Source organism: Nostoc sp. CmiVER01, assembly GCF_034531135.2.
In the GTDB taxonomy this organism is placed as follows: Bacteria; Cyanobacteriota; Cyanobacteriia; order Cyanobacteriales; family Nostocaceae; genus Nostoc.
This window is the reverse complement of the sequence record NZ_JAVRBU020000013.1, coordinates 142,148-168,551: the sequence shown is the minus strand read 5'-3', so window position 1 is coordinate 168,551 and position 26,404 is coordinate 142,148. Positions and strand designations below refer to the sequence as shown.

Genomic DNA, 26,404 nt, shown 5'->3' with positions numbered 1-26,404 from the left:
GCGTAGCCCGTCGTAGATATCGCGTCAGCCTTTTACAAGATTTAGTCAGCAGCAGGTATACTTCTATCTTGTATCTTGCACCATTCTCAATAACCGTAGGGTAATTTTTTAGAGATGAGGTTGTTATGAGTCAGATTGAACGAGTTGCGATCGTTGGAGGAAGCCACGGTAATGAGTTAACCGGAGTACATCTTGTCAAAAAGTTTCAGCAGTATCCAAATTTAATCGACAGAGAAAGTTTTAAAACTTTGGCATTACTTGGTAATCTCAAAGCTATTGAAGAAGGTAAAAGATACATTGATAAGGATTTAAATCGTTGCTTTACTAATCAAGGCTTACAAAATCTTCAACTCTCAAGTTATGAAGATACGCGGGCAAAAGCAATTCAACAGATATTACAACCGCAAAATCAGCCCTTTGTAGATGTAATTGTTGATTTGCATAGCACAACTGCCAATATGGGGTTAAGTCTGATTTTTTGTAACATGCATCCTTTTTTACTTCGATTAGGTGCTTATTTAAGTTCTATAAATCCGATGGTAAAGGTTTTTGTAAATCAACAATCTAGAGAAGGTGGATTTCTCCGTTCTCTGTGTGAGTTGGGTTTTGTTATAGAAGTTGGTGCTGTGGCTCAAAATATCTTAAACGCAGAATTATTTCAACAAACAGAGCAGCTTATCTATGGAATTTTAGACTATTTTGAAGGCTGCAACCAAGGGAATATTCCGCAGATAAATAATACGCTGACATTCTATCAATACATTAAATCTGTCGATTATCCAAGAAGCGATGCCTACGGCGGGCTGCACCAACGCGGCGAGATTAAAGCCATGATTCACCCTCAACTCCAGTTTAGAGATTATGAACCTTTGAATCCAGGCGATCCAATGTTTATAACTTTTGAAGGAAAAGACATTTTCTATGAGGGAGAGTCTACTGTTTATCCTATTTTTATTAATGAAGCAGCTTACTACGAAAAAGGAATTGCAATGCATCTAAGTCAAAAACAACAAGAGATAGTTTAATTAGTAGTAGTGGTACAAGCTTGGGATTATCAACTAGCTATTCGATTGTGGTAGAAAAACATGGGGGTCAGTTAAGCTGCATTTCCGTACCAGAAGAGAGTACAGAATTTATCATTGAAATTCCGGTGTAAATTTTTGCTTTTGTTTATAAAAAACTTAATATATCTGGGAATACTAAATCTGGAAGTTTTCAGGATTTAGCAATATGGTTAGTACTTTTCCCAGTATTCCCGGATATCGCATCAGTGAAGAACTATACAATGGTTCCAGAACGCTGGTTTATCGAGGGTATAGAGAGACTGACTTATTACCAGTAGTGATTAAGCTGCTAAAAAATCCTTATCCAAGTTTCAGCGAACTCTTGTCTTTTCGCAATCAGTACACTATTACTAAAAATCTTAACTCACCTCTGATTGTCCAAACCTACAGCCTCCAAGCCTATCAGAATGGTTATACGTTGGTGATGGAACACTTTGGGGGAATTTCTTTAAAAGAGTGGGGAATGGGGGGAAGCGTAGAATTTCTAATGGAGTTTTTAGAGATAGCGATCGCACTATGCAATACCTTAAATGTACTTTATCGTTCGCGCATTATTCATAAAGATATTAAACCTGCCAATATTTTAATTAATCCCGAAACAAAAGAAGTTAAATTAATCGACTTTAGTATTGCATCTTTACTACCACGGGAAACACAAATATTGATCAATCCCAATGTGTTAGAAGGGACATTATCTTATATTTCCCCAGAACAAACAGGCAGAATGAATCGGGGAATTGACTATCGGACTGATTTTTATTCTTTAGGTGTAACTTTTTACGAATTACTCACCGGAGAACTACCATTTCAATCAAATGATCCAATGGAGTTGGTACATTGTCATATTGCTAAAGCAGTACCCTTAGTACATAGAAATAACCTACAAATACCGTATGTATTTTCAGATATTATCAATAAATTGATGGCTAAAAATGCAGAAGATCGGTATCAAAGCGCATTAGGATTAAAATATGATTTAGAAATTTGTCTAACTCAACTGCAAGAAACTGGTAAGATTAACAAATTTAAAATTGCCCAAAGAGATGTGTGTGATGGCTTCATCATTCCTGATAAGCTTTATGGACGAGAAAGCGAGGTTGAAACCCTAATCCAAGCATTTGAGCGAGTCAGCCTTGGCGTAACAGAAATGATGTTGATAGCTGGGTTTTCTGGAATTGGGAAAACTGCGGTTGTCAATGAAGTTCATAAACCGATTGTGCGGCAACGCGGTTATTTTATTAAAGGGAAGTATGACCAATTTCAACGCAATATTCCCTTTTCGGCTTTTGTCCAAGCATTTCGAGATTTAATGGGGCAGTTATTAACAGAAAGTGATACACAAATTCAGCAATGGAAGAACAAAATATTATCAGCCCTTGGAGAAAATGGACAAGTAATTATTGAAGTCATTCCTGAACTAGAAAGAATTATTGGTCAACAAACACCTGCAATCAAGCTATTAGGAACTGCCGCCGAAAATAGATTTAATTTATTGTTTCAAAATTTTACCGAAGTCTTTACCAGTGCAGAACATCCATTAGTGATATTTTTAGATGATTTGCAATGGGCAGATTCAGCATCACTTAAGTTAATGCAGCTATTAATGGCTGATACAGGTCATCTTTTATTAATTGGTGCATATCGTGATAATGAAGTCAACCCAGCGCATCCATTAATGTTGACTTTGAGTGATATTCAAAAAAGCCAAGCAACCATTAATACAATTGTTTTAAAACCACTTAGCCAAGGGCAAGTAAATCAGTTAATTGCTGACACACTTAAATGTACAGAAAAATTAGCATTGCCTCTTTCTCAATTTGTCTATCAGAAAACTCAAGGTAATCCGTTTTTTACTATACAGTTTATTAAATTATTATATCAAGATAGGTTAATTAACTTTAATTTTGATTCAGGATTTTGGCAATGTGATATTGCCCAGGTGAATCAGCTAGCGATTACAAATGATGTTCTTGTCTTTATGGCATTGCAATTACGGAAATTGCCTCAGTCAACCCAACAGGTATTGCAGTTAGCTGCCTGTATTGGTAATCAGTTTGATTTAGCAACTTTGGTAATTGTTTCAGAACAATCAGAAATTGAAATTGCTGCTGAATTATGGAAAGCTTTACAAGAAGGACTAATTTTACCGATTAGTGATGTTTATAAATTTTATCAAGGAGATCATAATGATAAATTTACAATAGAGAATGTTAATAACAGTAAACAATTAGCACAATATAAATTTTTACATGATCGAGTACAACAAGCAGCCTATTCGCTGATTCCTGCTCACGAAAAACAAGCAACTCATCTTAAAATAGGGCGATTACTTCAACAAAATTTATCAGAGATAGAGCAAGAAGAAAAATTGTTTGATATTGTCGGGCATTTGAACAAAGGACAGGAGTTAATCACTCAGCCAAGAGAACAAGAAATATTAGCTGAACTCAACTTAAAAGCCGCAGGTAAGGCTAAAAATTCTACAGCATACACGGCAGCAAGAGTCTATTTACAAACAGGTATCGAACTACTACAGACAAACTGTTGGGTTCAACAGTATGAATTAACCCTAAACCTTTACGTTGCATCTGCTGAAGCCAATTATTTGAATGGCGACTTTGATGCTATGGAACAGATAGCAACAATAGTGTTGCAAGAAGCTCAGATGATTTTAGATAAAGTTAAAATCTACGAAATTCAAATTGGAGCGCAAACTTTACAAAGTAATGTGTTGGAAGCGATCGCAGTTGGCAGAAAAGCCTTATGCCAATTGGGGGTTGAACTGCCTTCAGAACCTGACGAAGCTAAGATTAGCAAGGCACTACAAACCGTTGCTACCCAACTTGAAGGTAGACAAGTTGAAGAATTACTCAATCTACCACTAACAAATGATGCCACCACTCAGGCTGCAATGCAAGTGATGGGAATGTTGTTTGCACCAATTATCCAAGGGATGCCCGGTTTATTACCCTTACTGAGTTCAACGATGGTGAGTTTATCTCTGCAATCTGGTAATACTGTGGCATCAATAACTGGGTATGCGATTCATGGTATGGTGATGTCTGCTTTCTTGGGAGATGTTGTCTCAGGCTATGCTTTTGGTAAATTAGCTCTAAATTTACTTGAAAAACTTAATATACAAGAAGTTAAGACCGTCGTTATGTTTTTGTTTGGCTGCTTTATTCAGCACCATCAAGAGCGATTGAGTGCCACAATTCCTATTTTGAAAGCAGCTTACCATACTGGGATAGAAACTGGTAATTTCTTACATGCTAGTTTTTCTTTGGCTACCCACAGTAATGCCAGGTTTTTTAGTGGTGCAGAACTGAATAGTTTTGCTCAAGATATGGCTGATTATAGTGTGGCATTGGCTCAGGTGAAACAATATTCTGCTCAAGTATATGTGGATCTGGGAAAACAAATGGCAGAAAACTTGATTGAACTAGCCAGTCAACCACATAACTTAATTGGCAATTCCTACAATGAAACGGTGATGCTTCCTAAGCACCAGCAGGATAACGATCTAACAGCGATCGCAGAACTCTACATATACAAACTGCTACTTGCCTACTATTTTGGTAATTATACAGATGCAAGCAACTATATTGCTCAAGCCAACCTATATTTGATGACCCTATCGGGAACGATTTATATTCCCATTTTTCATTTTTATGCTGCGCTAACGCACCTCGCTTTTTTATGCACCCAGCCAGAAATTGAACAAGCCGAAATTCTTGCTCTCGCACAAACTCATCAAACTATTTTGCATCAATGGGCACAAAATACCCCAATGAATCATTTGCATAAATGGTATTTAGTTGAAGCTGAACGTTATCGAATTTTGGGTGAAAAAATTGCGGCAATTGAGTATTATGACAAAGCCATAACTCTTGCCAAAGAACATCAGTTCATCAACGATGAAGCCTTAGCCAATGAACTAGCAGCAAAATTTTACCTAGAATGGACTAAAGAGCGCATCGCTGGGGAATATATAATCCAAGCCTACTATGCCTATTCCCGTTGGGGTGCTAAAGCCAAAGTTGCCGACTTGGAAAAACGTTATCCTCAACTCCTTACTCCTATCCTTGAGCAAATCCGTTCTTCCTTCTCTACTAATGACACTATCTTTGCCTTGGAAAGTGTCACCTCCAACAGTTTTGCCACATCTAGCAGTAGCAGCGTTTCTATTGCTTTAGATTTAGCTGCCATTCTCAAAGCTTCCCAAACTATCTCAAGCGAAATCGAATTTGAAAAACTGCTTTCATCATTACTGCATATCGTCATTGAAAATGCAGGAGCTGATAAGTGTGTGTTAATGCTTGCAGAGTCAGGTAATTTGCTGGTTCGGGCATTAGCAAACTTAAAACTACAGAATAATGGAAATACCAAAGTTAATTTTTCTCCAATACTGACCAATCCCCAGCCATTTGAAGAGTCTATTGACGTACCAATTGGCTTAATTAATACAGTCAAACGCAGCTTACAACCTGCCATTATTGTTGATGCTAGTATACATCCGCAATTAATTCATGACCCTTACATTGGGCAACAGCAGCCCAAGAGTATCTTGTGTAGCCCAATTTTGCATGCAAGTAAGTTGCTTGGCATGTTGTATCTAGAAAACAATCTAGCAACTGGAGCATTTACGAGCGATCACGTCGAACTGCTGAACTTGCTGTGCGCTCAAGCGGCAATTTCTATAGAAAATGCCCAACTTTATGAGCGATCGCAGCAACATGCTCAACAGCTAGAGCGATCGCTTGAGGAGTTAAGCGCCGCACAGTCTGGCTTGCAAGCATCCCAGCAACGACTCCAGCTATTAGTTCAGCAAACTCCACTAGCAGTCATAGAGTGGGATACTAATTTTCATGTTAAGGATTGGAACCCAGCAGCAGAAAGAATCTTTGGCTACACCAAACAGGAGGCTTTAGGTTGTCAATTTCAATTCATCATTCCTCAAATAATTCAAGCAGAAATGGAGCAAGTTAGCGTCGAAATTATATCGCAGGAGGGCGGTAATTACAGTATCAATGAAAATGTGACTAAGGATGGTAAAATTATCATTTGTGCTTGGTATAATAATCCGCTTGTAAGTGCAGATGGCCAGTTAATCGGAGTTGCTTCTCTAGCAGATGATATTACAGAACAGCAAGCTGCGCTACGCGAACGCAAAGTTGCCGAAGTCCAACTCCAACAAAAAGCACAAGAGCTAGAAACTGCTTTACAAAATCTGCAACAAGCACAATTACAAATGGTGCAAAGTGAAAAAATGTCTGCACTGGGCAATCTTGTAGCAGGTGTAGCCCATGAAATGAACAATCCTTTAGGTTTTATTTCTGCCAGTCTCAAACAAACTAAACCTACCATTGCTGATATTACTGAACACTTGAAACTTTATCAAGAAATTTTTCCTGACAAGAGTGAGAAAATTATTGAGCACGCTGAAGAAATCGATTTAGATTATAGTTTAGAAGATTTGCCCAAGATGATTAATTCTATGTCTATGGCGTGCAACAGGCTCAAAAACATCAGTACCAGTTTACGCACTTTCTCTCGTGCCGATCAAGATTACAAAGTACCATTTAATATTCACCAAGGTATTGATAGTACCATTCTCATTCTCAAACATCGTTTGAAGGCAAATGAACAACGTCCCGCGATTGAAGTTGTTACTAACTACGATAATTTACCTCAAGTAGAATGTTTTCCTGGTCAATTAAATCAGGTATTTATGAACTTGCTTGCGAATGCCGTTGATGCTTTAGATGAATCTAATCAAGAACGAAGTTTTGAGGAAATTAAGAATAATCCTAACTGCATTACAATTACAACCTCAGTCGAAAGTAATCTAGTTAAAATAGCTATTGCTGATAATGGTAAAGGAATAAATGAAGAAGTAAAAGAAAAAATATTTAATCATTTATTTACTACAAAAGCTGTTGGGAAAGGAACGGGGTTAGGACTTGCGATCGCTCGTCAAATTGTCGAAGAAACCCACGGCGGAAAATTAAGTTTTAACTCAGTTCTCGGTGAAGGTACAGAATTTATCATGGAAATCCCGGTATGATTTTTGGTTGATCAACTACAGAAGCAATGCCTACTCTCCGATACGCTACGCGTAGCTCTCCTGCGGAACGCTGCGCGATCTCGTTAACGCACTTTTATCAAGAAGGAAAAAAGTAAAAACCTCGCTTTTTGTGGGTGGCTTGATTTAATTGCGTTAGCGTTAGCGAAGCGGTAGCGAGGAACAAGCGTCCGTAGGAGCGTCATTGCGTTAGCGGAGCCGGGCGTTAGCCCATTGCGAATTGGTTTCATCTTGCCACTAACCAAGCTTGTAAATCAGCCAAACTGGTAAAATCTAACACTGCTTCGCTCAAATCTTCTAGAACAGGTAGGGTTAAACCAGAAATTGCGGAGCGTATTTCTTCAGAGAGTTCTCCAAAACGCTTAGTCAACAGTCGAATAATGAGGTTAGCAGCCTCTTCTCGTCGGCCTTCTTCTCGTCCTTCCTCTCGGCCTTCTTCTTTAATTTCGCGGTAAACCCTTGTTTCCTTGAGCGTGATTCCTAGCATAGACTCTACCTCTATTCGGCTTAATTGTTCAAACTTGTACACCATTATCGTTGTCACTAATTCCATTATGACGCTACTTGATGGTTGAGGTTGTTCTTGGCGCGATCGCTCAAGTAAATATCTAGCTTCTTGTGGTGCTTGTTCTTCTTCCACAGTAGTTAACACCATTAGGGCTAACCATAAAGGTAATTGGCGAATATCCCCTAATTCATCCAAATACACTCGATGTACTTGCTCACCATTCAGCAATGAGCGATGGGGATAAATATCCCTTTGTTCAATACTGCGAGATGGATAAATTATCACTGCTTGCCAGTCGCTAAATCTAATTCGGTTGCGGTAGAAATATAGTGAAGATTCTGCAAATACTCTTTCGTAAAGCTGTTCATCTTTTTGAAACTGTACTTCACAGAAATATACAACACCTGCACCTTCATTTTCTGGTGGAAGAAATACCCCATCTATCTCAAATTTAGGTTCTTTAATAGCTACTGAATCAAATCGATAAGCATCTGCGTTTGTGGGCGGATTTGTCAATAATTCAAATAGCAAAGTGGGAGATTGTTGAAATAGTTTATAAAAAATGGAGTCTCGGCGCATGAATCATTATGCTTAATTTATTCAACTTGCGATACATTTAATCACATATCTCCCTACATATAGCAATCCTAAATCATTCGTGAAAAGTTAGCTCCACAACTTATTTGATAAGTCGTGGAGCTAAACACCGTAAATTTTTACAAATCAGATAGGATTGCTATAGCTATTCTCTAAACCTGATGATAAGTTTTTAAGCGCACACGATATTAAACGCTTACCTCGGCAGCCGATAGATAATTACTTTTCCTTTCCAATTTTCTTCCACAAATACTAGATGTTCACCATTTGAACGACGAAAAGCGCGGATACCGTAAGGTATATCAATCCAGCCACTTTCGCTGCCAACTTCTGGGCCTGGTTTTAACTGTTGTACCTGCGCTCCCGTCTTAGCATTATAGACATATATCTCTGCGGTTTTGACTGTCACGGCAAATACATAGTCTCCCGTCACACTGATTGCAGCTGTAGACACTTCGCGTTTACCAGTGGTGTCGTAGGGAATCACAATCCGCCAACGGGGAGTACGATTTCCTTTACTCCAATTGTCAAAACGGGCAATTTCAGATCCAGCAACTCCAGTATCATCACCGAATGCAGGGTGATCTCCTGTAAAGCCTGACAAATACATAGTATCTGTTTGGGGGAAATATTCGATTCGTCGCAAGTCGTTAAATATTTTGGGAGTAGTTTGCTTTTCCATCGAACTATAGCTGTAGATGGGGTTGCCTTTAGCATCTATTCTCTGTAAAGGATAGTGTCGGATGCCATCTTCTGTTCGCAAAGCTTTCCAAACATCTCCTTTGCTATCTACCCACCAGCCGCCGATATAGGGATAATCTTTGCTAGTATCATATTCGTTCTTTTCAAATTTGCCGTTTCCGTTGCGATCGCGCCAGATCCATTCCCCTTGTTTTGGTTGATTCGGTGGCCAATTTCCCTTAAGAAATGGTTTATCATTGCTGCCAACAAACATTCCGGCTGGGATAGCAACTTTACCATCTGTAGCTGGATTAAAACGATATATTTGCAGAAAGCTGTTATACATATCTGTGAGGAACAAAAACGGCTTTCCTTGGATGCGGCGAACAAAGGTTCCATCTGGCGATGTATGCAGACGTGGATCTTGAGGATATTTGAAAGGATTTAAAGTATAGGCTTTGTAAGTCCATTGCTTACCAGCAGCCTTACTGTAATCCATGAGATAGTGTTCTTGTTTGGTGAATAAATCTACACCATCAGTTTTCGGATCTGCATCTGCATTATCGACGAATATCAATCCTAGCGATCGCCATATTAGTTTTCCCGATGGCGAAAATTTCCGCAAATCTGTGCCTGATTTGTTGAAACCATTACTATTTATATAGATATTGCCTAAAGCATCTGTACCAACTCCGGTAAGTCCATAAAGTTTCAAATCTTGAACTTCACCAGGAACTCCTGCATAGATACCGCCTTTAACACCAAAACTACTCACCTGCGTCGGCTTATCTTTAATGTCATAAACCAACATTTGCTGACGTGGCCCATTTTCTGCCACTAATAACTTACCTTGATGATCAATTGCGATCGCAGTTGGTTCAATAATATCTGCAATCTGTTGGGCTAACTGCTTTCCACTCGGCGAATAATGTAAAATCTTGGCAGGCTTACTACCATTTTTGCTTTGAATAATCCACAGATTTTTTTGTGGATCAATAGTTATTGCTCCGGGATTAGCAACGGTAAAGCTGCGGAGTTCCTTCATCGTATTAGTATCATAGACACGAATCTGATTAGTAGCAAAATCACTCACATACAACTCGCTTCCCACAGTTGCTAATCCAGTAACTTCATTTTTAGTACTGGCAATCAGCATACTTTTATCCCAGCCACGCCCATTAGGAAAAGGCGCAGGTTTTCCCGATAAATCATAGCGTCTAACGCAATGCCAAGTTGTTCCTTCTGCTGGGTAATCTTCATCGGTTTTACCCTTCGATCCCTGAGTCATGGCAAGGTAAATATATTTACTATTTGCTGTTACAGCTATGCCACCACCACGACTCCAGCCGTGAGTATCTCCAATAGCACCAACAACTTTACCATCCTTATAAATGGCTGCTTCCATTCCTGCCTCATCCCAATGGCTGTTAGTATAAACTGTGCCATCAGGGGCAACATACATTGCCTCAATATTGTTTTGTATCCGCAGATTTCCACTGCCAATCGTATTACCTATCCACGATGTTTTATAGGTAGATGTGGATGTTCCCGTATTGTTTTCTACTAGTAGATTTTCACTAGCAATAGTATTACTTGCCGATAATTTTTTATGTATAAGTGTGGCTGTTTCAGTATTGTTTTTTACTTGCAAATTTTCACTAGCAATAGTATTACTTGTCGATAATTTTTTGTGTGTAAGCGTGGCTGTTTCAGTATTGTTTTGTATCGTAAGGTTTTTAGCACCAATAGTATTACTTATGGATGATGTTTTGTAGATAAGCGTGCGTGTTCCAGTTGTTGCCCAGTCTGTTGTAATTCCAAGAGTAGTAACAATTACTCCAATAGTCAGACTGAGTAAAAATTTAAAAGTTTTACTTTTTTGTATATATCTAATCTTAAATATTTTTTTGAGGTACTGGTTGAGTTGGTGACGGAGTTGTATTAACCGCGTCAGTAATTTATTTTTCATATACTTTTTAAGCTTTTAATTATTTATATACAATGGTTTTTTCGGTAATCCGCAAAAAATATAACTATTTTGAAGTGCTTAAGATACAGGCTATGTATAGAGATGACATTTAATAGCAAGTTTTACATAAGTTTTATCAAGCTCACATGATTCTTTAAATTTACAGCTAATATATTTGAGGTATTAATATTTACTTATTATTCGATTTTAGCGGTAAAATTTAATACAAAATAGTTTATATAATTATTACTTGATATCAGTCTTTTCTTTCTCTATATAGCATTCAGCTTTCTTAATTAGCAAGTATCATATATATCTATATCGGTGTTATTTAGTCAATAAAAACACAATTTTCATTCCTTGTTGACGTTGACGTATAAATAGTTTATAAATTGGTGTTCTATACAAAAAATCTTATTGGTAAGTGAATTCATAAATTTTAATAATTCAGGTTTAGATACAGATGTAGAAGCACATATCTATGCGCTTGTTTTAATATATTTATAGGAGATATCTCAGTGGAAAATAAATCAGAAAATTTTGCTTCATCATCTGCATCTATTCTCACTCTTGGATTAGGCTGGTTTCCCAAAAGTCCAGGAGGATTAGAAAGGTATATTTATGAATTAACTCATAAATTAGCTGCAAATAAAGACCAGATTGAATTATGCGGAATCGGTTTACCAGAAGCTGAAGTAAATTTACCGATTAAGTTGACTAATTTGGCAAGTCCCGACAGTGCTATTTGGCAAAGATTATGGTCTATTCGCACTAATTTTCAGAAAACAAGAGCAGGCAAGCCAGATGCTATTAATTTGCACTTTGCATTATATAGCTTTCCTATTTTAGATATTTTACCAAAGGGAGTACCAGTTACTTTTAACTTTCATGGCCCTTGGGCTTCTGAGAGTCAGCAAGAAGTAGTTAATAAAAATCTTAGTCTTTTAATCAAGCACTGGTTAATAGAACGAAATACTTATAATCGGTGCGATCGCTTTATTGTTTTGAGCAAAGCATTTGGTAAAATTCTACATGATAAATATCAAGTACCGTGGAGCAAAATTAATATTATTCCTGGTGGAGTTGATATTAACTGGTTTCAACCAAATTTATCACCCCAAGAGGCTTGTACAAAGCTAGGCTGGCCAACTAATCGCCGGATCATATTTACATCACGCCGCTTAGTACATCGAACCGGAGTAGACAAATTATTACAGGCACTGGCTATAATTAAGCCCAGAATACCAGATGTTTGGCTAGCGATCGCAGGTCGTGGTCACATCCAAGCTGCACTACAACAACAGGCTATAGAATTAGGGCTAGCCGACAACGTTAAGTTTTTAGGTTTTCTACCTGATGAGCAATTGCCTATAGCTTATCAAGCTGCTGAGTTAACTGTTATGCCTAGCCAATCTTTTGAGGGATTTGGATTAGTAATAATTGAGTCTCTAGCGTGTGGTACTCCTGTTTTATGTACCCCAGTTGGAGGAATGCCAGAAATTTTATCAGGATTTTCACCCGATTTAATTACTACTTCAACAGAAGCCTCAGCCATTGCTGAAAAACTAGAGCAAGTACTTTTGGGAAATAGCCCTATACCTTCACGAGAAGCTTGTCGCCAGTACGCCACCGCAAACTACGACTGGAATCAAATCGCCCAACAAGTACGGAAAATTTTATTAGCTTAAATAATTGATTGTAATAGATATTAAGGGTGCTAAGTGAGTAAAATTAGCTAAAATAGAGGTTTAATGAGAGTTTTTTTTCTAGACCAAAGTGGTAAACCAGGCGGCGCAGAATTATGTTTAATAGATATTGCTAAACCTTATGGTAATAGTGCTTTAGTCGGTTTATTTGCAGATGGGCCGTTTAAAGATTTATTGCAGCAAAATCATATCCCAGTAGAAGTTCTTGCAACTCAAGCAATCCAAGTTCGCAAAGAAAGCAGTTTGGTGCAAGGATTAAAGAGTTTGGTACAACTTGCGCCTTTAATTACTAAAGTAATTAAAATAGCGCATGAATACGATTTAATTTATGCCAATACTCAAAAAGCGTTAGTTGTCGGAGCATTAGCAAGTTTTTTCAGTCGTCGTCCTCTGGTTTATCATTTACATGATATTCTTTCCAAAGAACATTTTAGCCAAACTAATCTTCACATTGCTGTTAACTTAGCTAATCGTTTTGCATCATTAGTAATTGCAAATTCCCAAGCTAGTAAAATAGCCTTTGTACAAGCGGGAGGCCGCCCAGATATTATCGAAGTTGTCTATAACGGCTTTGAAACAAAAAAATATCAAACTGATGAGTCTGACATTAATAAATTACAGCAACAGTTAGGATTGCAAGGAAAATTTGTAGTCGGACACTTTAGCCGTCTTGCACCTTGGAAAGGGCAGCATATTTTAATTGATGCTCTTGCCAAATGTCCGCCAGAGGTGACAGCAATTTTAGTGGGTGATGCACTATTTGGGGAACAAGATTACGTCCAACAGTTACACCGACAAGTTGCTGAACTAGGATTAGAAAACCGCGTTAAATTTTTAGGATTTCGTTCTGATATTCCTCAGTTAATGGCAGCTTGTGACTTAGTAGCACATACCTCTATTTCCCCAGAACCTTTTGGTAGAGTCATTGTAGAGGCGATGCTATGTGGAAAACCTGTAGTTGCACCCAAAGCTGGCGGTGTAATGGAATTAGTAGAACATGGACTTAATGGTTTTCTAGTGACACCAGGAGAACCCCACGAACTTGCACAAATAATTATCACCTGTCTTCAGGAGACGGAAATAACTGCAACTATAGCTAATAATGCCCAGACTTCTGCTACTCGGCGTTTTGATGTCGCAATTATTAATCAGCAAATTGCCCAACTGCTGTCTCATATCACGTCCGCTTAAATAGACATATAGCGGTTTTAAATTGCGTGGAGTACAGACAATTCGTAGGGTAGCACAGCTAGCTTTGTGTGCCCCTACCTACTAAGTTTCAAAGCCTCTCCACGCTTGGGGGATAAGTTTCCAGCGAATGGAATTTAAAAACTTTGCCTTTCCCTGGGAATGAGTATACGAAGTTGGTTAAGTTAGCAATAATGTCATTAACAAGATTGACTTAAAAAACTATATACTATATCATATTTTGTGACTGATGCAGCAAAAATAAATTTAACTAATCAGACTTGGTAGATAAAAAGATTTTGCAGAACATAGCGATGTGTGACGAAAACACATAGCAGTACACAAGTGGAATCAAAGCAGATAAAGAACACTAATTTTATGACCTCAACCACAACTTACACTTACGATGTCGATGGCAAAGTGATATCTGAGAGGACAGACAACAACAGTGATGGAATAACAGACTCAGTTATTACCTACCGCTATGACCGGACATTCTTTACTTCTGACAACAATGGCGACGGCAAAGTTGATTATGTCGAAACCTTTACTTATGATGCCAAGGGCAACCGGACATCCGATAGCATTGACAACAACGGCGACGGCAAAGTTGATACTGTCGAAACCTCTATTTATGATGCCAAGGGCAACGTGACATCCAATAGCCGTGACAACAATGGCGACGGCAAAGTTGATTCTGTCGAAACCTTTACTTATGATGCCAAGGGCAAGGTGACATCCGATAGCTTTGACAACAACGTCGACGGCAAAGTTGATAATGTCTACACCTATACTTATGATGCCAAGGGCAACCAGACATCCTATAGCTCTGACTACAACGGCGACGGCAAAGTTGATGATGTCGAAACCTATACTTATGATGCCAAGGGCAACCGGACATCTACTACCTTTGCCAACGGCGACGGCAAAGTTGGTAATGTCGAAACCTATACTTATGATGCCAAGGGCAACCTGACATCTGATAGCGTTGACTTGAAGGGCGACGGCAAACTTGATTATGTCCAAACCAATACTTATGATGCCAAGGGCAACCGGACATTTAGTAGCTTTACCGACGGCGACGGCATACCTATTTATGCCACCACCTATACTTATGATGCCAAGGGCAACCTGACATCCAATAGCTTTGACAACAGCGGCGACGGCAAAGTTGATACTGTCGAAACCTATACTTATGATGCCAAGGGCAACCGGACATCCGATAGCGTTGACTCCAACGGCGACGGCAAAGTTGATTATGTCAACACCTATACTTATGATGCCAAGGGCAACCAGACATCCAATAGCCTTGACAGCAACGGCGACGGCAAAGTTGATTCTGTCGAAACCTTTACTTATGATGCCAAGGGCAACCGGACATCCGATAGCCGTGACAACAATGGCGACGGCAAAGTTGATTATGTCGAAACCTTTACTTATGATGCCAAGGGCAACCTGACATCCAATAGCCGTGACAACAACGGCGACGGCAAAGTTGATTATGTCGAAACCTCTACTTATGGACGCGCATCTGCCAGCTACGACTTCAACAATGATGGTGTAATTGATGCAGTTGGCATCTACAGCTACGATTTGAGCGGCAACCTGAAATCACAAAAAATTGACAATAATGATGATGGCATCTTTGATGAAGTCACCGCTTATAGTTACGACGCTAACGGCAAACAGACTGCACAGCTAGCTGACAAAAATAATGATGGCATCCCTGATGAGATTACCACTTTCAACTACGATCGCAACGGCAAACTAATTTCCGCAGATATTGACAACAACAGTGATGGCATTACTGATGCAGTTGCCACTTATCTATATGATACCAATGGTCAATTAATCAGCAAAACCACTACAGACGAAAATGTGCCAAAGATTACTTTAAAAGGTAGTAACGGTGCAGATGAACTCAGTGGTGGGGCTGGTAATGATCAAATTTCTGGCAAAAACGGCAACGATAAACTCTTTGGATTAGCCGGAAATGACAAACTAGTTGGTGGTAGTGGTAATGACATCCTTAATGGTGGCGCTGGGCGTGATACCCTCACAGGCGGTTATGGCGCTGATAAATTTGTGTTCAACAGTCTGAGTGATTCCCTGCTGTCTAGCTTTGATAAAATAACTGACTTGAACATTTGTCAAGATAAAATTGATGGATTGTATGCAGTTAGCGCGGCTAATTTAGTTCAACTTGGCAAAGTTGCAAGTCTAAATCTCTCAGATATACAACAGATATTGACTGCAACTGCTTTTGTAGCTAAAGGTGCGGCAACTTTTACCCTTGGTACAGGCAATAAGGAGCAGACTTTTCTGGCACTCAACGATAACACTAATGGATTCTCTGCCCTCACGGATGCTGTGATTGAGATTAGTTGCTACAAGGGTAACTTAGCCTCCTTAGCAGTTGTATAATCAGACTAAGGTTCAGGTGTGATTACAAACCAACTAATTCACGAGATTCAAAATCAGAGAGTTGTTGAGCGATTGCTAATCTTGCTTCTAACTTACCTACACTAAACTGGTTACGCAGATATTCCAAATGAGCAATGGCATTTGCTTTATCGAGAGTTAATCGAATTTGGGTGTCTATTGCCTTTTGATATTCATGATTCACAAGCAGCACTTCAAAGCGACGTGCCTTGCGTTGAGCATCATTTTTCAAATCCATCTCAAAGGCGGCGATACGATCCGCATTGCCTTCAAATCGGTTAATTTGGTGCTGCACTGCCATCAACTGAGAGTCTATTTCATTAGCCCGTTGGGCAGCTTGTGCGATTGCAGCTGGATAATGACTCAGTTGCATCATTTAATAATTTTCCTCTCAGAATCAAATATACTCATGATTCCGTTAGCCGTCAGACTGAAATCTGCGGCTACACGAAGTCAGCCTGCTTATGCAGGCTTTATTTTCTGCTAAACTCTGCACTTTAGCTCAAGCCGCTTCCCGCAGTTGTGGTTGTGACGGCACACTCACTTCTGGAAATGAAAGCGAGAGTTGTTCGGCTTGAGGGACTGCGGCTTGCTCCAAAACTTGAACTTCGATATTTACGCTCACTAAATAACTGCCTGTATCAGCACCAACCGCTTCAGAAATTAATTTGGCAATGTCTGGGCGTTTGGCAGTCAACGGGTCACGTAAAATACACCGATCCCATTCATGCTTGGCAGTCGGATTGAGGTTGAGAATGTAATGCTTCATCATCGAACTAACCCTTGAATCCATCTTCCAGAAGGTTTTCACACAGCCGTTATATGTTTGGCTAGGCTTTGTGGACGCTATATATATTATAGTATATTTGTACTAAATAGGCGATATCTGAGTGAGAAAGTAGAGAATATAGGCCATTACTAGTAGTTCGCCAAGGAAACTTGGCGGGGTAAAGGGCAAGGGGGAAAGGGAAAAGATGTTTACTCCTTTAACCTTTCCCCAATTCCTGCGCCCTCACTTAGCATTTTTGGGTTGGCAGACTACTAGGAGCGTACAGGTGTATTCAGGCTCCAGTGTACACACAAGCCTTGCCCCGACTGGTCATATCTTTATTAAGAAATCTCGTAATGCGTTTCTATCCCACCTCGAAATGAATTCCGAGTCTCATAGCCCTAAACTTTAGTTCTGGGTGGGATGTCGGTAAATATGACAGTTTCACTCAGTCTTTTAGTAGAGATAAATAGAAGAAAGTTACTGTGTATTAGCCATATTCCCCATTACTTTAAGGGCTGTGTTGTAATCTAGACGCAAATAATCAAAGCGCGATCTTATCTATTCAATTTGATAGCGAGTGTGGATCGGCAATCTCCAATTACAGAAAATCAGCCCATAGGTAATTTATAACACCAAGCTATTACAACTAAACTTACAGAGTAACGCTTAATTTTTATAAAAATCGCTATATGGTAGATATCTATATTATTGACCTATTTGTGATTGGTCTACTTCTGTTAATGGTCACATTAGGGTCAGGTTGGATTGCTCGTTTACCTCTTTCTTTTGCTCTTATCTATCTAGTAGTTGGTATTTTGCTAGGCCCTTATGCCTTTGGGCTGATTCAATTTCGTCGAGATGACGTTTTTAATGCCGAAGTGCTGGAAAAAATAACAGAACTTGTAGTAATTATTTCTGTGTTTAGCTGCGGCTTAAGAATTGTTCGCCCTCTAAGATTGGGGACTTGGGGCATTACGGCGCGATTGATTGTATTTCTGATGCCAATTTCAATTCTTGCTCTGGCTATTGTGGGTAAATTATTTTTAGGGATGAATTGGGGAGAAGCGATTTTATTAGGAGCAATTCTTGCACCTACTGATCCAGTATTAGCATCTGAAGTACAACTAACCGATATAAATGACCAAGATGAGTTGAGATTTGGCTTAACTTCTGAAGGTGGGTTAAATGATGCTTTAGCTTTTCCCTTCGTTTATTTTGGACTTCATGCATTAAAAGATGATAACTGGGAAAGCTGGTTTAAACAGTGGATTGCGGTTGATTTAATTTGGGCGATCGCAGCTGGCATTGTTATGGGATTTGTTGTAACAAAATCTATAGTTTGGATTGAAAAAAGAATTCAAAAACGCCGTCGTGCTGATAAGTTAATGGAAGATTTTATTGCTATCAGCACAATTTTAATAACTTATTCCTTAACAGAAATGGTGAATGGCTATGGATTTTTGGCAGTATTTGTTGCTGGCTTAGTTGTCCAACGCAGTTACAGAAATACTGAAAAACCACTAGCACAGTTGGAATTTGTTGAGCAACTTGAAAAACTACTGGAAGTTGGAACAATTTTACTATTGGGATCAATATTGTTATTCAAGCCAATGCTCAATTATGCTATGCAATCTTTATTAGTGATAATTTTATTATTATTCATAATCCGACCTGTAGGAGTTTGGATTAGCACAATAGGCAAACGTCCTGTAGAATCACACCGCCGAACCTTTCATCCAGGAACTAGATGGTTGATTGGATGGTTTGGTATTCGCGGTGTCGGCTCTTTATATTATCTAGCCTATGCCTTTGGTAATGGTTTAAAAGGTGAAGCTGCCGAACAAATTGCTTGGATAACTTACACTACTATTGTAGCTTCTGTAATTATACATGGCATCAGTGCAACTCCATTAATGAAGTGGTATGAGCGCAATATTGCTAATAAGATAAAGGCTAATCCTCCCGCCACAATAGATGAATTTGAGTAAAAGTAATTTAATTTTTTAAACCTGTGAGAGGTTTTGAATCTTACTCCCCTTCCCAGCAAGAGAAGGGGTTGTGGGTTCGGTGTATATTTCCTATTTACCTGTCACCTTTTCAATAACTTCTTTCGCTTTTTCACCAAAGCTTTCTGAGGGATTTTGTCCTTGTTCAGCTTTCAAATTTCTTTCATAAGTCTTTTCTATAGTATTAAGGTTTTTTGAATCTTTTATTGCTTGCTCATAAGCTTCTTGTCGTTGTTCTTCTTGAGTGCCAACACCTGGGTCAAATTCGTTAGCGCGATTAATTTTCTCTTCAGAATTTGGTTTATACTCTGACGGTATTAGCTTTAATTCTTCAAGAGTAGTTGCATAACTAGGTTGCTGAACGAAAATGAAAGAACCTGATAAGCTAATGAAAATAATTAAACCAACGACCAAAAAGCTTGAACGTAACGCTTGCTTTAAAGTTAATAAAATTTTTTGCACAAAAAAACGCTCCTGTTTTTATTTTATGAGCCGTGGTGATGTATAAATATATTCAATATTTCAGGCTCACAGGCATCCTAAATGTTTAGGTACAGTTTTTACTTCTATCGCAAGGTATATTAATTTTTGCTTATAGTCAGGGCGTACATTTGTACGCCCTTACCTCCATATCTGAATATTTCGTGAAATCTAATGAAATTTCTATCCAGTGTGCTTAACCCAAGCGTATTAACCTATAACCAAGTATGATTAATTTTTATTCCTCGGCTTTGCATTACTTCTTCAAATAAATCTGTTGGTAGTGCTTCTTCAACAGGAAAAACACCTGGTTTCTTGAGTTTACCTTCTAGCAATAACTGGGCAATACTACCTGTACCGCAACCAGAAGCCACGGCTGTGTTTTCATGCACTACAGTTGAACAATAAACGGCGGTTTCACCATCTTTTTGCCCTGTAACTTCTGAACGAACTGCTACACCAATCCCAGTAAAATTATTAGTGACATCTGTCATTGAATGGCTGACATGAGACAGAAATTCAATCATGTAACGACGCTGCATTAACCACTTGGGAAAAATATGTGCCGCAATCCAAGTTAGGTGATTGTAAAAATCAGGAACAGAGCCAAACTTAGTAATTACAGTTTTTACTGATGGGAAAGCTGTAGGCAGTGTAAAAGTTTCTGGCATATCAAACCAGTAAACTCCGGTGCGTCCATAAGGCGGTGGAAACTCAACTAACTCTCTTTCACTATAAGGTTTGATTATCTTCCATTTTCCATCTATCCAAGTTTCAAAAGGATACTGCAACCCCAGAAAAGTTGTCCGCATCACTGTAATGCCAGCACCGCCAGAACCGGAAACTAAATAACTTAAATGGATCTTTTCTGGTTTATCAAATTGTTCAACACCTTGACGTACCATGCTGTTTGAAATACCAGGAAAAATGCCAGTATTAATAATTGCTGTCACTCCGGCGGCAGCAGCTTTTTCACTAAAATTGAGGGCTTTGCTGGTATAAGAACGATGGTCACTAACATCTATATAGTTAACGCGTTGAGCAATACAGGTTTCGAGAACATTAGTATCTCGATAGTGAAATGGGCCAGCACAATGGATGACTAAGTTAGAGTTTGCGATCGCATCTCGCAACTTGTCAACTTCTGCCAAGTCCAACACTAAAAACTGCACTTGTCCTCCCGAAGACAAGCTAACAGCCTTCCCAAACTCCGCAGAACGTCCAGTAATCGTAATTTGAGCCTGCGTATGGGTAGCAAGATCCTGAGCAACACTGCTACCAATCCGCCCCCGTCCACCAAGAATTAAAACGCTGTCTATCATTACTCCAGCATTCGCAACAATAACTTAATTTGACCAGTTTTTCGTCCCCTTTGCCATCGGTTACAAGTATGACTTGCCGTGCTAAGGAGGGAAGACTTTTTAACGAAGGAGCAGGGGGAAATGACTCCACTTTTGCACCAGTGGTTCTCGTAAAAAGCGGGAAGCTAATGCAACAGGTGTGGTTAGAATCCCAATTCTTTTTTATCCCCCTTGCTCCCTGCTCCCTGCCCCCTTGCCTCTTTTTCAATTTGCCTGACTACCGTTAGCGCCGAATAACTTACCCCAGCCGTACCTTCGCCTGGATGGGTGGAGTCACCAACTAACCACAAATTTTGGATGGGTGTACGATTAGCAAACCCAAAGGGGCCAAAAGTAGGAATCCTTTGACCAATACCGCCAACTATACCGCGATCGCGGGCTGTAAAATGGGCAAAAGTGCGCGGTGTTGCCGCTTCTTGATGAATAATCGTTTCTGGTTTGAGATAGAAGTATTGAGCAAGACGAGCGATCGCTTCTTGGGTAAACTTTTCTTTTAGTCCTTCATAATTATCAGTCTGCCACCACTGTGCAGGATCGACAAATGAAGAAGCAATAATTGTCGCTTTCCCCTCCGGTGCGCGACCATCTCCAGGATGACTGACGGAAACAAATAGAGAATTATTTTCGCCAATGGGGCCATCGGCATCGTACAGAAATTGTAAGTGCGGAGGACACCCAACCGGAATCGCGCTGGCATCTACACCCAAATAGACTACAAACGCACCCGATGCTTGGGGTAGTTTTTCCACCCGGTTTTTATATCCAGATGGCACTTGTTTTCCCAACAATTGCACCAAGTTTTGCACGGTGACATTGCTAACTATGTGGTCGGCGGCTTCAGTCCAAACTTCGCCAGTTTTCTGATTTCTAATGACTACAGCAGTAGCTTTGCCGTTTTCTACTTTGATTTCTTCTACAGTGTGGCGCATCAACAATTTGCCGCCATCTCTTTCTAAGGATTGTACCAAGCGATCGCTTAATACTTGCATACTTCCCTGGAGGTGAAACAATCCTTGGGGCAGTTGGGATACACTCAATGCTGTAGCTGCATAAAGTAATGCTGTTTGTTCTGCATCCACCTGGGAGTATAGCTTCAATTGCAAATCTAAAAAAGTTCTCAATCGTTGGTTATTTCCCAGCCCACATAACCGTAAAGCATCTCCTACCGTAAACAAAGTGAAGGGTACGGTAATTAATGTACTGGGACGCACTGCTTGCGCTAGTTGCCATAAATCCCATAAATTACGTGGTGGTAACACCGGGTCGCGTCCTTGAAATTCCCAACTAGCATCAAATAAAGTTGCCATCAATTGCCAAAACGGTTCGCTACCAGGGAACTGTTTTTGTCGTTCTTCTTGCCATTTCTCTTGGTTACGCCAAACATTAATCGGTGTGCTTTCCCCAGGTAAATAGACCGCACAAGCAGGGTCACAAGGCGTTGCTGGTGGTAAATCTATGTCTAATTCTGAGAAAATGCGGTGGTGAATTCCCCCTGGTTCCAACCCCGCCACCTGAGTTGCGCCCACATCAAAGGTAAATCCCTGCCGTTTAAACGTCGAAGCACAGCCTCCTGGTACAAGAGCCTGATCTAAAATTAAGACGCTGTAACCTTTATGAGCTAATAATGCTCCAGCAGTCAGTCCACCTATTCCCGCACCGATAACGACGACATGAGAGTTACTTTTGTCAAGAGAAATGCTGGACATTGATTAGCTTCTTTAAAATTCTTAATACTTTTACTTATAATTTTACCTTAATCTCTAAGTTGAATGGCATGAAGGGTGCGTAGGCGTAGCCCGCCGCAGGCATCGCAGATAAAAAAGCGGTTAGAAACTGAGTCTACACAGGCAAAACCCGCCTGCGCGGGTTAAATAAAAACCTTAATTTTCTCTTAGCCACGAGGAAAGCTCTTGTTTGTATAGCCGCAAATTTCATTCGCCGGGTCTTAGATACGCTACCCTAAACCCAGGAAATTTGAAATTAACGGCAATAGATTGCTGCACTGTTCAACCAACTTTGTGGCACTGGGTAAACTAGCGATCGTCCCTTTTAAAATTTTTATAGCCGTTTTCGCGGCCTTTTGCATCGCGCCCTCTTGAGGATTTTTCCCGGCTTCTGCTAAAGCTTTCACTTGCTCTAATGCCTCAGCTTTATCTTCTTGCGGTAAATTTGTATCAGCCTCAATCGCTGCTTGCAATTGCGTCAACAATTCCTTAATTCCCGGTTTTTCCGGTTCGAGAGACGCTGGTAACTGGTTGATAGTATTTGTTACTGTACCGCTAATATCACCTAAATTTAAAGCTTGTCCGCTAGCATTAAAATCTCTGCCAACACTGCCAATTTCAATTTTGCGGCTGGCATCATTACTGTTAGTCATATTTTTATTCTCAACTTTATTATCAACTTGAACATTAATCGGCTTATTAGCTAGTAATTTTACAATCTCTGCCATCTCTCCACTTTGTTGGCGATAGATAACTATTTGCTCATCTTTAGCTTGTAATTGTGCTTTATATTTTTCTTCTACAGCTTGCAGTGCTAGTTGATAACTTTGCGTAAAATCGCTATGAATCTTTTCTTTATCGGCATCAACAGGTACACCGACTTTAACGACAACAACGCCATCACCTTTATTTTCAATACTCTGTAGGGCTAATTCTGTGTCTTCATTTTGGTCTTGCACTGTTTGGAAGGCGTTAACAAAAGCTTTCCAGTCTATGCCATTGCGGAAAATTAAATCAACAGTGTTTAAAACTTCTTCAAATAGCTTAGTAAATTCTCCTGGTTGAAAATCGCCACTACTGGGACGGCGTTCGCGGTCGTCTGTTTCAGGCTTGGGATGTTCTAAAAGATAGATAAAGCGACAATCTATATTATCTAATTTGGTTGTACTTTCAATATTCCACGCTTCGACACAAGCACCTGTCATTTGGGCGCTGGTGAAGTTAGTACTTACAGCTTGAGCTAGAGTTAGGTTTGCCCGCTCTAAACAAGCGCCTTGGAAGGTGGCTTCTGTAATATTAGCGTCTTTTAGATTCGCTTCTTTTAAATCTGCACCTATCAGGTTTGCACCTTTCAGATTTGCACCAGTATAAGATTTTCCTCTACCATTGCCAGTTACTAGCAAATTGAGAACACCTCGGTTAGCTAATATCGGATGGTCTACTCTAGCAAAGTCCAATTTTTTAGCTTCATAAAAACGAGTACGTGTGAGGTTAACCTTTCTAAAATCTGTATTTCTTAAAATTGCACCAGTAAAATTAGCATCAGTTAAATCAGCATTACGAAAACTTGTACCACCTGTCGCAGCAAAGGCAAGAGCAAATGAGCGCACCCAAGCATCTTTTTCATCTCCCGTTAAACTACGCCAGCCAATGTAAGCGCTAAATAATGTAAACGCTCCGGCTCCGGCTACGGCTCCGGCTCCGGCTCCAGAAAAGGCTGCGGTTGCGGCTACGGCTACGGCTACGGCTACGGCTACGGCTGCGGCTCCGGCTACGGCTGCGGCTGCGGCTACGGCTACGGCTCTGGCTGCGGCTGCGGCTACGGCTACGGCTACGGCTATGGCTACGGCTGCGGCTCTGGCTACGGCTCCGCCTGCGGCTCCGGTTCCGGCTAAGGCTCCGGCTACGGCTACGTATCCGGCTACGGCTCCGGCTAAGGCTACGGCGAAGGCTCCTAAACCTGCTGTTAAACCCTTACGAATAGTAATAATAAAAAAAACCAGTATCACAATTAGGGAAACTATCCCGGTGATGAAGTTTCCAGTGTTTTTGGTATTAAAAATAGATGCGACAAATACACCAACGAAGATTGAGAAAAACCCTGATATTCCCGATAGCAGCCATGAGGCTATAAGCAACCCAATAGTCCAACGTCGCTGTAGTCCAGCCTTACCACCTCTGAAATCAGTATCTTTAAGAATTGCGTTGGTAAAGTTTGCTCCTCTAATATCCGCCTTGCTAAAGTTTGCCCCAGTCAGGTTTTGACCTTTAAAAGAGCGGCCTCGGAGATTTTGACCGGAGTAGTCTGGCGGCATAATGGCGTACTAATTCGTAATATTTCGACTGCGCTCAATACAAGTTCGTAATTCGTAATTCGTAATTCAGAAAGTCAGATTAAATCTGGGTTTGGGGCTTTGAATTTGGTGACGGATATTAGAGAATTAGTATTACTGAGATTTTATACAAGTTTGCTGTGCAATATTTCGGATTTTGGCAAAATAAGGAAATCTGATGAAAAAAATGCCTGTGTTAACGAGTTTCGACTTCGCTCAACTCTCGACCACTCAGTTGGTTGAGCGAAGTCGAAACCAACGGCTATGGTAAATTTATTACTAGAATTCACCTAAGAGCATACCTGTCCGCCCTCACCTTTGAATGCTTAAGTTATCATCAGCAATATTGAAGTTGGTGTTACCATACTTAAGCTGTAGTTATCAATATTGCAACTGTAGCGGTCTAACTCGTGACGGGAGCAGTCTACCTCGTGACGGGAGCGGTATAACTCATGACGGGAGCAGTCTACCTCGTAATGGGAGCGGTATAACTCATGACGGGAGCGGTCTACCTCGTGACGGGAGCGGTATAACTCATGACGGGAGCGGTCTACCTCGTGACGGGAGCGGTCTAACTCGTAACGGGAGCGGTCTAACTCGTAACGGGAGCGGTATAACTCATGACAGGAGCAATATAACTCGTGACGGGAGCGGTCTAACTCGTGACGGGAGCGGTCTTCCTTGCAATGTGCTGCTTGCACTCATAATTAAATCTCTACCTCAGCCATGAGGCATTGGCTGAGGTAGAAGTATTTTCAATTGCCGATTCAACGTTTTAGCCTTAACGTGGAACTGCTAACTATATATTAAAGACGCGAGGAGTGATCATGGGGCAGACACAGGAGCTAGGACAGATTATCATCCTGAATGGTGCCCCACGATCAGGCAAGTCGAGCATTGTTGCAATAATCCAGGAGACATTTGATGGTCTGTGGATGAACTTGGGTGTCGATAGGTTTATGCAAATGACTCCCCCACGATACCTGCCTGGGATCGGTCTGCGGCCAGGGGGAGAACGCCAGGACATCGAACCCCTTGTTCCCATTCTGTACAGCGCCATGTATGAGTCCATCGCCGCCCATAGCCGCCTGGGTGTGAATGTCGTGGTTGATGTCGGACACCATGATGCCTACGCAATCCCACGGGGCATTCTGGCCGATAGTGCGCGGCGTTTAAACGGATTGCCGGTTTTGTTCGTAGGTGTTCGTTGCCCCATTGAAATCATTATGGAACGGCGACAAAAGACGAGGAGAAAAGTGGGAAATGCAGCCGACTTGTTAATGCCACATCCGGTTGAGTTATGGCAACGTGAAGTCCACATCCCTGGCATCTATGATCTTGAAGTCGATACCTCGTTATTAAGCCCTGGTGCATGTGCCGAGGTGATACGCAAGCACCTCGCAGATATTCCAGCACCGTCGGCATTCCAACGACTTGCTGCACACCATATTTAAGCTGTCGGTATCAATATTACAACTGTAGCGGTCT

16 protein-coding genes are annotated in these 26,404 nt (G+C 40.4%); 7 read left to right on the top strand and 9 right to left on the bottom strand.

The features are described 5' to 3' along the window. Positions 1-125 precede the first annotated feature (125 nt). Positions 126-1,025, top strand: coding sequence for an aspartoacylase (locus RMZ43_RS23060; RefSeq protein WP_322653642.1), 900 nt, complete (start codon positions 126-128; stop codon positions 1,023-1,025). A 205-nt stretch (positions 1,026-1,230) separates the two neighbouring features. Beyond that, positions 1,231-7,131, top strand: a complete 5,901-nt coding sequence (locus RMZ43_RS23055) for a trifunctional serine/threonine-protein kinase/ATP-binding protein/sensor histidine kinase (RefSeq protein ID WP_322653643.1) — start codon at positions 1,231-1,233, stop codon at positions 7,129-7,131. A gap of 244 nt (positions 7,132-7,375) precedes the next feature. Here the strand turns inward: RMZ43_RS23055 and RMZ43_RS23050 are convergent, their stop codons facing one another. Together RMZ43_RS23050 and RMZ43_RS23045 are read right to left on the bottom strand one after the other, a co-directional pair. Continuing rightward, positions 7,376-8,236 (bottom strand): Rpn family recombination-promoting nuclease/putative transposase, encoded by an 861-nt coding sequence (locus RMZ43_RS23050; RefSeq protein WP_322649170.1) that lies wholly within the window; start codon positions 8,234-8,236, stop codon positions 7,376-7,378. Positions 8,237-8,450: 214 nt separating this feature from the next. Then, positions 8,451-10,904 carry a hypothetical protein gene (locus RMZ43_RS23045; protein ID WP_322649171.1) on the bottom strand — a complete coding sequence of 818 codons (2,454 nt, stop codon included), beginning with the start codon at positions 10,902-10,904 and terminating at the stop codon, positions 8,451-8,453. A 518-nt stretch (positions 10,905-11,422) separates the two neighbouring features. On the opposite strand from RMZ43_RS23045, the gene RMZ43_RS23040 reads away from it, so the two are divergent. From RMZ43_RS23040 to RMZ43_RS23030, 3 genes are all read left to right on the top strand, one after another. Beyond that, the gene (locus RMZ43_RS23040) at positions 11,423-12,592 is read left to right on the top strand and encodes a glycosyltransferase family 4 protein (RefSeq protein WP_322649172.1); all 1,170 of its coding nucleotides are present in this window, start codon (positions 11,423-11,425) and stop codon (positions 12,590-12,592) included. Positions 12,593-12,655: 63 nt separating this feature from the next. After that, positions 12,656-13,801 (top strand): glycosyltransferase, encoded by a 1,146-nt coding sequence (locus tag RMZ43_RS23035; protein WP_322653644.1) that lies wholly within the window; start codon positions 12,656-12,658, stop codon positions 13,799-13,801. Positions 13,802-14,176: 375 nt separating this feature from the next. After that, the gene (locus RMZ43_RS23030) at positions 14,177-16,222 is read left to right on the top strand and encodes a bluetail domain-containing putative surface protein (protein WP_428850920.1); all 2,046 of its coding nucleotides are present in this window, start codon (positions 14,177-14,179) and stop codon (positions 16,220-16,222) included. 22 nt (positions 16,223-16,244) lie between these two features. Here RMZ43_RS23030 and RMZ43_RS23025 read toward each other — a convergent pair whose 3' ends face one another. Next, the gene (locus RMZ43_RS23025; protein ID WP_322649175.1) at positions 16,245-16,616 is read right to left on the bottom strand and encodes a hypothetical protein; all 372 of its coding nucleotides are present in this window, start codon (positions 16,614-16,616) and stop codon (positions 16,245-16,247) included. Between the two features lie 126 nt (positions 16,617-16,742). After that, positions 16,743-17,012, bottom strand: a complete 270-nt coding sequence (locus RMZ43_RS23020) for a hypothetical protein (protein ID WP_322649176.1) — start codon at positions 17,010-17,012, stop codon at positions 16,743-16,745. 689 nt (positions 17,013-17,701) lie between these two features. Between RMZ43_RS23020 and RMZ43_RS23015 the strand changes: the two genes are divergently transcribed. Beyond that, positions 17,702-19,000 carry a cation:proton antiporter gene (locus tag RMZ43_RS23015; RefSeq protein WP_322653648.1) on the top strand — a complete coding sequence of 433 codons (1,299 nt, stop codon included), beginning with the start codon at positions 17,702-17,704 and terminating at the stop codon, positions 18,998-19,000. Between the two features lie 90 nt (positions 19,001-19,090). Here RMZ43_RS23015 and RMZ43_RS23010 read toward each other — a convergent pair whose 3' ends face one another. From RMZ43_RS23010 to RMZ43_RS22990, 5 genes are all read right to left on the bottom strand, one after another. Then, complete coding sequence (locus RMZ43_RS23010) at positions 19,091-19,480, bottom strand: hypothetical protein (RefSeq protein ID WP_322653649.1); 390 nt, start codon at positions 19,478-19,480, stop codon at positions 19,091-19,093. A gap of 233 nt (positions 19,481-19,713) precedes the next feature. Further along, entirely contained in the window at positions 19,714-20,820 is a 1,107-nt protein-coding gene (locus tag RMZ43_RS23005; protein WP_322653650.1) for a saccharopine dehydrogenase family protein, read from the bottom strand. 182 nt (positions 20,821-21,002) lie between these two features. Further along, a complete protein-coding gene (gene crtD / locus RMZ43_RS23000) occupies positions 21,003-22,565 on the bottom strand; it encodes a C-3',4' desaturase CrtD (RefSeq protein WP_322653651.1) in 1,563 nt (520 codons plus the stop codon). Between the two features lie 248 nt (positions 22,566-22,813). After that, positions 22,814-24,898: a pentapeptide repeat-containing protein gene (locus tag RMZ43_RS22995; RefSeq protein ID WP_428850919.1), complete on the bottom strand. Its 2,085-nt coding sequence runs from the start codon at positions 24,896-24,898 to the stop codon at positions 22,814-22,816. Between the two features lie 344 nt (positions 24,899-25,242). Next, complete coding sequence (locus RMZ43_RS22990) at positions 25,243-25,617, bottom strand: hypothetical protein (protein ID WP_322653008.1); 375 nt, start codon at positions 25,615-25,617, stop codon at positions 25,243-25,245. Positions 25,618-25,743: 126 nt separating this feature from the next. On the opposite strand from RMZ43_RS22990, the gene RMZ43_RS22985 reads away from it, so the two are divergent. Then, entirely contained in the window at positions 25,744-26,370 is a 627-nt protein-coding gene (locus RMZ43_RS22985; RefSeq protein WP_322649183.1) for a chloramphenicol phosphotransferase CPT family protein, read from the top strand. Positions 26,371-26,404: the final 34 nt, after the last annotated feature.